The 10,460-nt window shown below is 60.6% G+C and carries 10 protein-coding genes; 7 read left to right on the forward strand and 3 right to left on the reverse strand.

Annotation, left to right across the window (positions count from 1 at the left end):
- Positions 1-138: 138 nt before the first annotated feature.
- The 3 genes from M0D69_RS42290 to pqqA form a co-directional block, all read right to left on the reverse strand.
- A complete protein-coding gene (locus M0D69_RS42290; RefSeq protein WP_301787743.1) occupies positions 139-876 on the reverse strand; it encodes a (5-formylfuran-3-yl)methyl phosphate synthase in 738 nt (245 codons plus the stop codon).
- An 18-nt stretch (positions 877-894) separates the two neighbouring features.
- Positions 895-1,497 carry a DUF447 domain-containing protein gene (locus tag M0D69_RS42295; protein ID WP_301787744.1) on the reverse strand — a complete coding sequence of 201 codons (603 nt, stop codon included), beginning with the start codon at positions 1,495-1,497 and terminating at the stop codon, positions 895-897.
- A gap of 171 nt (positions 1,498-1,668) precedes the next feature.
- Positions 1,669-1,743, reverse strand: a complete 75-nt coding sequence (pqqA, locus tag M0D69_RS42300; RefSeq protein WP_013342881.1) for a pyrroloquinoline quinone precursor peptide PqqA — start codon at positions 1,741-1,743, stop codon at positions 1,669-1,671.
- A 413-nt stretch (positions 1,744-2,156) separates the two neighbouring features.
- Here pqqA and M0D69_RS42305 point away from each other — a divergent pair, with 413 nt between their 5' ends.
- From M0D69_RS42305 to fba, 7 genes are read left to right on the forward strand one after another with little or no spacing between them, the layout of a single operon-like run.
- Positions 2,157-3,647, forward strand: coding sequence for a form I ribulose bisphosphate carboxylase large subunit (locus M0D69_RS42305; RefSeq protein ID WP_301787745.1), 1,491 nt, complete (start codon positions 2,157-2,159; stop codon positions 3,645-3,647).
- 42 nt (positions 3,648-3,689) lie between these two features.
- Positions 3,690-4,103, forward strand: a complete 414-nt coding sequence (locus M0D69_RS42310) for a ribulose bisphosphate carboxylase small subunit (RefSeq protein ID WP_301787746.1) — start codon at positions 3,690-3,692, stop codon at positions 4,101-4,103.
- 26 nt (positions 4,104-4,129) lie between these two features.
- Positions 4,130-5,077: a CbbX protein gene (gene cbbX / locus M0D69_RS42315; protein ID WP_301787747.1), complete on the forward strand. Its 948-nt coding sequence runs from the start codon at positions 4,130-4,132 to the stop codon at positions 5,075-5,077.
- 20 nt (positions 5,078-5,097) lie between these two features.
- Positions 5,098-6,198 carry a class 1 fructose-bisphosphatase gene (locus M0D69_RS42320; protein ID WP_301787748.1) on the forward strand — a complete coding sequence of 367 codons (1,101 nt, stop codon included), beginning with the start codon at positions 5,098-5,100 and terminating at the stop codon, positions 6,196-6,198.
- A gap of 46 nt (positions 6,199-6,244) precedes the next feature.
- Positions 6,245-7,117, forward strand: a complete 873-nt coding sequence (locus M0D69_RS42325; protein ID WP_301787749.1) for a phosphoribulokinase — start codon at positions 6,245-6,247, stop codon at positions 7,115-7,117.
- Between the two features lie 41 nt (positions 7,118-7,158).
- Entirely contained in the window at positions 7,159-9,210 is a 2,052-nt protein-coding gene (tkt, locus tag M0D69_RS42330) for a transketolase (RefSeq protein WP_301787750.1), read from the forward strand.
- A gap of 52 nt (positions 9,211-9,262) precedes the next feature.
- Positions 9,263-10,300, forward strand: coding sequence for a class II fructose-bisphosphate aldolase (gene fba, locus M0D69_RS42335; RefSeq protein ID WP_301787751.1), 1,038 nt, complete (start codon positions 9,263-9,265; stop codon positions 10,298-10,300).
- The last annotated feature ends 160 nt before the right edge of the window (positions 10,301-10,460 follow it).

Consider the following 10,460-nt stretch of genomic DNA (forward strand, 5'->3'; position numbering starts at 1 on the left):
AGATGCTGGCAGTCTCCTGCCAAATGACCGTTTACACAAAACTAATTACACCCCCGGCGCTCGGTCGGTATATGTTAGTTATTCTATTTATCACTATTAGCCACGCAGCCCACTAACGCCGAAAGCACCAACCCGGCATCACCCCTGACCATCGAGCACTGAAAGACCCAAACCACCCCCAAGCGCACCCGCGACCACACTCCGATGCAACGCATCCGCCCATTGCGCGACCCGCACGGGATCTAGGCGCCCGGCACGCCCTCCCTCACACAACGCCGTGCGAAACCCCACAATATCCGGCGCCAGCTCACGAATCTCCGCCAATTGCGGCCAGCCAAGAGACCCCGCCAATCCAGTCATCGCCCCATGCTTGCCGGCTGCTCGCAAGCAAACCGCCAGCGTATCCGCCTCGACGCAATCGAAAATCGTGCGGCCGTCCTTGATGGCAGTGTCGAAGACAATTCCCGCAAAGCCCAACTCCGCTGCAAAGCGAGTCAGCTCCACATCGATACCCACATCGCACAAAAGCACCGGCATGACCGCCGCTGGCAAGTTCGCGAGCTCAACCAGGCAACGCCGTGCCGCAGCCCCAGGCGTCACGCCAACCTTCACATAATCCACACCCGTATTGCTGACTTCAAGCACCCGTTCCGTGATCTCGTCGATCGCCTCGGTCGACACATCGCCGATGGTCGCGCTGATCGGTTTCACCGGATAGGTCGCGCGCAACATAGCCACGATCCGCACAATCTCGGGCAAGGACACGTCGCCCAGCGCGCCACTCCCCGGTTCCTTCAGATCAATCAGTTCAGCCCCGGCCTGCGCGGCATCGAGCGCTTCTTCAGACGAGCGAACGCTCGCAAGCAATGCAGTCATGACAGGCTCCGGAATGATTCAACGCCGCTCGGACGTCGACGTGTTCAACTCATGCGATGGCGCAGCGCCCGCGCGATGACGCGCAACCGCCGCCGTAATCCAGTCCCACGCAATGTACTCCCGCTCACCCGCAGTCTTGTCGATGGCAATCTGCAAGTACGCCATTTCGTGGTCCACCTTATCGGCGGGCAACATGAACAGCCGGCTCACCAGGATCGCACCTTCGACCACCGCAGCCTGCGCACGATTAAAGCCGGCAAACGGCGCATGCGTCTCGCTGAATACGCTTTTCATCCGCAGCACCGGACGTTGCGGGTCGTCCTGGAACGTATCCAGTTCAAGTTCCGTGTGCGCCAGAGAATCCGCCAGCCGCGCGCTGTTCACCCGCGTGGCGGCAAGCGTCGGCCAGTCCCTTGAGTAACCCGTGACGCACCCCGCGAAGACCCGCACGTCAGTCGTGAAATTGATCACGGCTGCGCGCGTGGCGACGATGTTATCCAGCGTGGTAGAGGGGCGAAACGGGGCAAGAATTGCCAAGCCGTCCTCAAACCGGACGCCCATGGGCGCGATGTGAGGCCGGCCATCGTGCGCCGCAGTCGTGACGATCGTTTCGTAAATCATGGCGGGCAACGCTGGTCATGGCGACGCACTAGGAACCGGCGGTTTATCAACTTCTCCGTCAGCCGCGGCAGCTCTCGTCAACTGCAAGCCAGCTAACCGGTCACGCTAAGCCGCACGTCAGTTACCTGTGAACACCGACGGGCCGACGGCGGCGCCTGGTACTCAACGCACTTAACGCGTTGCGATATACATCGTGATTTCGAAACCAAAACGCATATCGGTGTAGCTCGGTGTCGTCCACTGCATAGTCGTCTCCATCAAGTTATCCAACGGAATGCCCACGCAACGCATTGTCGCAATGCAACGTAACTCCGCAGCGACACGCCGCGCTGGCAAACACCACACGCAAGCAGCGTGCCAAAACACGCGTGTCTTGTTTGGAACGCATACGGAACACGCCGGCGGGATGACGCAATGGCGAATGCGCCTGACTGTCGCGGAACCGCAGCAAAGTGTCCCACGACGTTCCGGCACGCGGCCTTAGGGAGTACCCCACGTTAACGGATCGCTTAAGCCTGACGAAGAAAATCGTGAATTCCCCTCGGGACGGGTCGCGCTTACATTGCAATCACAGCGCAGGCCCCTTTCACTTTTCATCCGCCTGGTCACCACGCGCTTCGTTGCTCCGGCAGCGCGTTCTTCACTCTCGAGGAAACGTAATGAACGACTTCACCAAGGCCGCTGTCGAGCCGGCATCCAACGCGTCGACCCAGCGTTCCCGCTATTCGGCGGGCGTCATGAAGTATCGCGAGATGGGCTACTGGCAGCCCGACTACGTTCCCAAGGACACCGACGTGATCGCCCTGTTTCGCATCACGCCGCAACCGGGCGTCGATCCTGAAGAAGCCGCGGCGGCAGTGGCCGGGGAATCGTCGACGGCGACCTGGACCGTCGTCTGGACCGATCGCCTCACCGCCTGCGATATGTACCGCGCCAAGGCGTATCGCGTCGATCCCGTGCCTGCTTCCAGCAGCGCGGAACCGCAGTATTTCGCGTATATCGCCTATGACCTCGACCTCTTCGAGGAAGGCTCGGTTGCGAACCTGACGGCGTCGATCATCGGCAACGTGTTCGGCTTCAAACCGTTGAAAGCGCTGCGGCTCGAGGACATGCGCATGCCTGTTGCTTACCTGAAGACTTTTCAGGGACCGCCGACGGGCATCGTGGTCGAACGCGAGCGGCTCGACAAGTACGGACGCCCGCTGCTCGGCGCAACAGTGAAGCCGAAGCTCGGACTATCGGGCAAGAACTATGGACGGGTCGTGTACGAAGGGTTAAGGGGCGGCCTCGATTTTCTGAAGGACGACGAAAACATCAACTCGCAGGCATTCATGCACTGGCGCGACCGCTTCCTCTTTTCGATGGAAGCAGTAAACCGGGCGCAAGCCGCCACTGGCGAAGTCAAGGGGCACTACCTCAACGTGACGGCCGGGACGATGGAAGAAATGTATGAACGCGCCGAATTCGCGAAGGAACTCGGCTCGTGCATCGTGATGATCGACCTGGTGATCGGCTGGACCGCGATCCAGTCGATGGCGCGCTGGGCCCGCAAGAACGACATGATCCTGCATCTGCATCGCGCAGGACATAGCACTTACACGCGCCAGCGGAATCACGGCATTTCGTTTCGCGTAATCGCGAAATGGCTGCGCATGGCAGGGGTGGATCACGCGCATGCCGGCACGGCTGTCGGCAAGCTTGAAGGTGATCCGCTTTCGGTACAGGGCTATTACAACGTGTTGCGTGAATCGAGCAATCCGGTAGACCTGTCACGCGGCGTCTTCTTCGAGCAACCGTGGGCGGGTCTGCGCAAGGTGATGCCGGTCGCGTCCGGCGGCATTCACGCAGGGCAGATGCACCAGTTGCTGGACCTGTTCGGCGACGACTGCATCCTGCAGTTCGGCGGCGGCACGATCGGGCATCCCTCCGGTATCCAGGCGGGCGCCGTGGCCAACCGCGTGGCGCTGGAAGTCATGGTGAAGGCGCGCAACGAAGGCCGCGACATCGCGCACGAAGGACCGGAAATACTGGAAAGCGCGGCGCGCTGGTGCACGCCGCTTAAGCAGGCGCTCGATACCTGGCGGGACGTGACGTTCAATTATGCGTCCACGGACACGCCCGACTTTGCCGCTACGCCGACTCCGGTCTGATGCTTTAAGCCTTTAAGCAATCCATTGAACAAGAGGTCAACCATGCGAATCACCCAAGGCACGTTTTCTTTTCTTCCGGAACTGACCGACGAGGAAATCGGCTTGCAGATCGACTACGCGTTGCAGCAGGGTTGGGCTTGCTCGGTCGAGTTCACCGACGACCCGCATCCGCGCAATACCTACTGGGAAATGTGGGGCCTGCCGATGTTCGACTTGAAAGATCCAGCCGGCGCGATGCAGGAGGTCAAGGCTTGCCGCACGACTTATCCGCAGCATTACATCAAGGTCAATGCATTCGATTCCGTGCGCGGCTTCGAGACCATGCGGCTGTCGTTCATCGTCAACCGACCGCTGGATGAGCCGGGCTTCCGCCTCGAACGCCAGGACGTGCAAGGCCGCGTGCAGCATTACGCGATGAAGGCCTATTCGAATGACCAGCCGCCAGCAAACCGCTAAGCACCCAAGCCACTGGAGAGAAGACGATGACGTCAGCCACCGCCGATCTGCCGGTCCACGACTCGGCCGAAAAATCGGACATGCCAAGTGTCGATCTAGTCGCGCTGTTTCGCGAGTCGACGGTGGGCGACGTGCTGGCCGAGCTGGATCGCGACCTGGTCGGGCTTACGCCGGTGAAGACGCGCATCCGCGAGATTGCTGCGCAACTGCTGGTCGAGCGGGCGCGCGAAACGCTTGGCATAGCGAGCGGCGCGCCTACGCTCCACATGTGTTTCTCAGGTAATCCGGGTACTGGCAAAACGACCGTCGCATTGCGCATGGCAGACGTGTTGTTCAGGCTGGGCTATATCCGCCGCAAGCATCTTGTCTCGGTTACGCGCGACGATCTCGTGGGCCAGTACATCGGACATACCGCGCCCAAGACACGCGACGTGCTCAAGCGCGCGATGGGCGGCGTGCTGTTTATCGACGAAGCGTATTACCTGTATCGCCCGGAAAACGAGCGCGATTACGGGCAGGAAGCTATCGAGATTCTTTTGCAGACCATGGAAAACCAGCGCTCGGACCTCGTGGTCATTCTTGCGGGCTACGAGTCGCGCATGGAAACCTTCTTCCAGAGCAATCCGGGTTTTCGCTCGCGGATCGCGCATCACGTCACCTTCCCGGATTACGACGTCGCTGAGCTGATCGAGATTGCCGAAGGCATGCTCGCGCGGATGCACTACCGCCTAGACGCAGAGGCGCGCACCGCGTTCGAAGAGTATCTTGCGCGCCGCATCCGTCAGCCAAATTTTGCGAACGCGCGCTCGGTGCGCAATGCGCTCGACCGTGCACGATTGCGCCAGGCCAGCCGTATTTTCGCCGATGCGATGCAAGGAGGCGGTCCATCCGATACCGCCGCGCTGACCCTGCTATCCGCCACCGATATTCGCGCGAGCCGCGTGTTCGACACGCCGCCGCCCAGACCAGTTTAATCACCTCCCAGGAGTGCGCCATGCTGGACGGACGGACCACACTTTCAAAGTTTCTGATCGATACCCTCGACCGTAATCCATCGCCGGTTCAGGCCAGCGGATTGTCGGCATTACTGATCGACGTAGCGGCTTCGATCAAGACCATCTCGGCTCAATTGACCAAGGGCGCATTGGGCGGCAACTACGGATCGGCTACGACCATCAACACGCATGGCGAGGAGCAGAAGAAACTCGATATCGCGACCAACGATATCTTCCTGCAGCACTGCGAGTGGGACGGGCTGCTGGCGGGCATGGTGTCCGAGGAGATGGAAGACGTGTATGCGATTCCGCCCGCGTATCCGCGCGGCGAATATCTGCTGGCGTTCGATCCGCTGGATGGTTCGTCGAATATCGATATCAACGGCGTGGTCGGCTCGATCTTTTCAGTGTTACGCGTTCCCGCCGGGCTTAAGGCGGGGGCAGCCGCGATCGACTCCGCATTCCTGCGCCCTGGTTATGAGCAAGTGGCCGCGGGTTACGCGGTATACGGCCCATCGACGATGCTCGTCATCTCGGTCGGCAACGGCACGCACGGTTTCACCCTCGATCGCGAGGTCGGAAATTTCGTGCTGACGCATTCGGACATTCGCATCCCCGAGGACACTGGCGAGTTCGCGATCAACGCATCGAACGAACGCTTCTGGGAACCACCCGTGCGTCGTTATGTGCAGGAATGCAAGGACGGCCGCAGCGGTTGCCGCGAACGTGATTTCAACATGCGCTGGATTGCTTCGATGGTCGCTGAGGTCCACCGCATCCTGATGCGCGGCGGTGTGTTCATGTACCCGCGCGACTTCAAGACACCGGCCATGCAGGGCCGCCTGCGTCTTCTGTACGAAGCCAGCCCGATGAGTTTCCTGATCGAGCAGGCGGGCGGAATGTCGACCACGGGGCGCGAGCGGATTCTCGATGTGCAGCCCCGCGCGCTGCATGAACGCGTGCCGGTGATCCTGGGATCGAAGAATGAAGTGGAGCGCATTGCCCGCTATCACGCCGACTATGACCGCGGTGAGGACAAGCCCTACACGTCGCCGCTCTTTAACAAACGGTCGTTGTTTCTGCCCGAAGCACCGGTCTGAGAGCGTCGCCTGATCGAATTCGATTACGAGAACCAGGAGACTCATCATGTCAGTCAAACATCCGATCATTGCGGTGACAGGCTCCAGCGGCGCGGGCACGACAACCGTCATGAAGAGCTTCACGCATATTTTCAGGCGTGAGCGTATCAACGCGCAGATCGTGGAGGGCGATGCATTTCATCGACACGATCGCCTGGGCATGCGTGAAGCGCTCAAGCAAAGCGAGCGCGACGGCATGCGTAACTTCAGTCACTTCGGCCCCGAGGCCAACTTGCTGGAAGAGCTTGCGCAACTGTTCGCCAACTATGGCGAAACGGGCAGCGGCCAGATTCGCCACTATGTCCACGACGATGCCGAAGCCGCGACCTACAAGCAGGATGCCGGCACCTTTACGTCGTGGGAGGACGTCGCGACCGGCACGGATCTGATGTTCTATGAAGGGTTGCACGGAGCCGCCGTGACCGACAAGGTCGACGTCGCGCGTCATGCGGACCTGCTCGTCGGCGTGGTGCCGATCATCAACCTGGAGTGGATTCAGAAGCTGCATCGCGATCAGACCCTGCGCGGTTATTCGCACGAGGCGGTGGTCGACACCATCCTCAGGCGCATGCCGGACTATGTGAACTACATCTGTCCGCAGTTTTCGCGCACGCATGTCAACTTCCAGCGGGTGCCGACCGTGGACACCTCCAATCCGTTCACCGCACGCGAGATTCCGCATGCCGACGAGAGTTTTGTCGTCATCCGGTTCGCTCGGCCGAAGGGAATCGACTTCCCGTATTTGCTCACCATGCTGCACGACTCGTTCATGTCGCGTCCGAACGTGATCGTCGTGCCGGGCGGAAAGATGGGGCTCGCGATGCAGCTCATCTTCACGCCGCTGATCCTGCAATTGCTCGATCGCCGCGCCCGCGCCTGAGCGTTCCGGTTTCTCGTTTTTATCGTTAAAGGAGGCATCCCATGAGTGCCGTCACCGAAATATCCGCACCGCCGGGCGTCCGGGATCAAACCCGGCTGATGGCGAACGCGTTGCGTTTCTTGGCCGTCGATGCCGTCGGCCAGGCGAAGTCCGGTCACCCCGGCATGCCGATGGGCATGGCGGAAATTGCCGTCGCGTTATGGACCCGGCATTTGAAGCACAACCCGCGTCATCCTGATTGGGCGGATCGCGATCGTTTCGTGTTGTCGAACGGGCATGGTTCGATGCTGTTGTATGGGCTCCTGCATCTGACCGGCTATGACTTGCCACTCGATGAACTGAAGCGCTTCCGGCAACTGCATAGCAAGACACCGGGGCATCCTGAAGTGGGTCTGACGCCGGGTGTTGAAACGACGACTGGACCGTTGGGCCAGGGCTTCGCGAACGCGGTCGGGATGGCGCTTGCCGAGGCATTGCTGGCACGCGAGTTCAACCGGCCGGGCCACGCGATCGTCGATCATCGAACCTACGTTTTTGTCGGCGATGGTTGTTTGATGGAGGGTATTTCGCACGAGGCGGCGTCGCTGGCGGGCACGCTCGGATTGAACAAGCTGACCGTACTCTACGACGACAATGGTATCTCGATCGACGGCCACGTGGCTCACTGGTTCGCCGACGATACCCCCGCGCGTTTTGAAGCCTATGGCTGGCACGTGGTGCGCGAGGTGGACGGCCATGATGTCGATGCTATCGACCGCGCGTTGCGTCATGCGCGTGCCGCCGGCAAACCGACATTGATCTGCTGCAAGACGGTGATCGGAAAAGGCTCGCCGTCGATGGCCGGGACACACGACGTGCATGGCGCACCGCTCGCAGCTGAAGAGGTTGCAGCGACCCGGCGTGCGCTCGACTGGCCGTATCCGCCCTTTGAGATCCCGGCGCAGATCCGCAGCCTGTGGGACGCCCGTGAACGCGGGGAGGCGGCCGAAGTGGACTGGACCGTTCGGTTCGGTGCGTACCGGCGGCAGTTTCCCAATGAAGCGGCCGAGTTCGAACGGCGCTCGCGCGGTGCTTTACCTACGCATTGGCGAGCCGCCGCTCTCTCGCTGGTGCAGGAGGCCGACCGCGCGGGTCAGTCGATCGCAACTCGCAAGGCATCGCAGCAGGCCATAGAGGGATTAGCGCGGGCACTTCCTGAACTGCTGGGAGGATCGGCCGATTTGACCGGTTCGAACCTGACGCGCTGGAAGGAGGCCGTTACCGTGCAAGCCGGAGATGAAGGGCTTCAGGCCGGCAACTACGTGCACTTCGGCGTGCGTGAGTTTGGCATGAGCGCGGCGCTTAACGGTGTGGCGTTGCATCGTGGATATCTCCCGTTTGGCGGCACCTTCCTCACGTTCTCGGACTACTCGCGTAACGCATTGCGCATGGCCGCCTTGATGAAGGTCCGTACCGTATTCGTCTTTACGCACGACTCCATCGGTCTTGGAGAAGATGGCCCGACGCATCAGTCGATAGAGCATGCAGCAAGCCTTCGGATGATTCCCGGCCTCGATGTCTGGCGCCCTTGCGACACCGTCGAAACGGCGCAGGCATGGGTGTGCGCGGTCGACCGTGACCGTCCCTCATGTTTGCTGTTGAGTCGCCAGGCCTTGCCGTTTGTTTCCCGCGATGAAGAACAGATCGATGCAATCGCCAATGGCGGATACGTGCTGCGCGACTGGCCCGAACCGGTGGGTCGCGTGACGAAGCGCGTGGTGCTGATTGCGACGGGTTCGGAGATCGGGCTTGCGCTTGCGGCTATCGAACCGTTGCATGCGGAGGGTGTCTTTGCCCGAGTTGTATCGATGCCGTCTACCACCGTGTTCGACCGTCAATCGCGGGCGTGGCGTGACCGGGTGCTGCCGAAAGATGTGCCGCGTGTTGCTATCGAAGCGGGGGTGAGTGCGTTCTGGCGGCAGTATGTGGGGCTGGAGGGCGGGGTGGTCGGGATCGATTGTTTTGGCGAGTCCGCGCCGGCTGAAGCGTTGTTTGAGCATTTCGGGTTGACGGTAGAGGCCGTGGTCAGGGAAGCGAGCAGGGTTGCTTGCTGAACGCATAGGTTTCTACGGAGTTATTTTTAACCTGGATATAACGGAGTCCGAAATGGCCTTTATTGCATTGCGTCAGTTGCTGGATCACGCGGCGGAGCATGGTTACGGTGTGCCCGCGTTCAACGTAAATAACATGGAGCAGATCCAGTCGATCATGCAGGCTGCGGAAGCGACGCGTAGTCCTGTGATTTTGCAGGCATCGGCGGGTGCTCGCAAATACGCCGGTGAGCCGTACCTGCGTCATCTCGTGCTTGCGGCGCTTGAAGCGCATCCTGATCTGCCGGTCGTGCTGCATCAGGATCACGGCGCGAGTCCGTCGGTGTGTCAGCAGGCGATCCGCTCCGGTTTCACGTCTGTGATGATGGATGGGTCGTTGCTGCCCGATCAGAAGACGCCTGCCGATTATGCCTATAACGTCGAGGTCAGCCGGCGGGTGGTCGAGGCTGCGCATGCGGTGGGGGTATCGGTGGAGGGGGAGCTGGGATGTCTTGGCTCGCTTGAGACGGGTCAGGCCGGTGAGGAAGATGGCGTGGGCGCGGAGGGCAGGTTATCGCGTGATGATTTGCTGACCGACCCTGAGCAGGCTAGTGCGTTTGTGGAGGCGACGGGTGTGGATGCGCTTGCGATTGCTATTGGCACATCGCATGGTGCTTATAAGTTTAGTCGTCAGCCGGATGGCGAGATTTTGGCGATTGACCGGATAGTCGCGATTCACCGGCTGATTCCGAATACGCATTTGGTGATGCATGGATCGTCGTCGGTACCGCAGGAGTGGCTGACGATTATTCGTGAGCATGGCGGTGAGATACCGGTGACGTATGGTGTGCCGGTGGAGGAGATTCAGCGTGGGATTGCGAATGGTGTGCGCAAGGTGAATATCGATACCGACATCAGGTTGGCGATGACCGGGGCGATGCGCAGGTCGCTTGCAACGGCGAAGGGTGAGTTCGATCCACGTCATGCACTGAAGGCGGCGACGGCCGCGGCGAGGGATTTATGCGTGGCGCGGTTCGAGGCGTTTGGATGTGCGGGGCATGCTGACAGGATCAAGCCGCTGGCGCTGGATGTGATGGCTCGGCAATATCACTGAGGGGGTGTTGGCACTTGGGGTTCTGATTGGGGTTTTTGGGGCTGGTGGTCGGGGGTGATGTTGGGTTGCTGCTGCTTAGGCCTGCAGCCGTTATATGCTGGATGTTTTCTTTATCACTGTTAGCCACTGTGCGTGGCGGCACTTCATTTCTTTTTCCAAC

Source organism: Caballeronia sp. SEWSISQ10-4 2, from assembly GCF_030464885.1.
Classification (GTDB): domain Bacteria; phylum Pseudomonadota; class Gammaproteobacteria; order Burkholderiales; family Burkholderiaceae; genus Caballeronia.

Coding starts and splice junctions, on each gene's coding strand:
- M0D69_RS42290 (WP_301787743.1), bottom strand. CDS start 876: ATGACTGCATTGCTTGCGAGCGTTCGCTCGTCTGAAGAAGCGCTCGAT.
- M0D69_RS42295 (WP_301787744.1), bottom strand. CDS start 1,497: ATGATTTACGAAACGATCGTCACGACTGCGGCGCACGATGGCCGGCCT.
- M0D69_RS42305 (WP_301787745.1), top strand. CDS start 2,157: ATGAACGACTTCACCAAGGCCGCTGTCGAGCCGGCATCCAACGCGTCG.
- M0D69_RS42310 (WP_301787746.1), top strand. CDS start 3,690: ATGCGAATCACCCAAGGCACGTTTTCTTTTCTTCCGGAACTGACCGAC.
- cbbX (WP_301787747.1), top strand. CDS start 4,130: ATGACGTCAGCCACCGCCGATCTGCCGGTCCACGACTCGGCCGAAAAA.
- M0D69_RS42320 (WP_301787748.1), top strand. CDS start 5,098: ATGCTGGACGGACGGACCACACTTTCAAAGTTTCTGATCGATACCCTC.
- M0D69_RS42325 (WP_301787749.1), top strand. CDS start 6,245: ATGTCAGTCAAACATCCGATCATTGCGGTGACAGGCTCCAGCGGCGCG.
- tkt (WP_301787750.1), top strand. CDS start 7,159: ATGAGTGCCGTCACCGAAATATCCGCACCGCCGGGCGTCCGGGATCAA.
- fba (WP_301787751.1), top strand. CDS start 9,263: ATGGCCTTTATTGCATTGCGTCAGTTGCTGGATCACGCGGCGGAGCAT.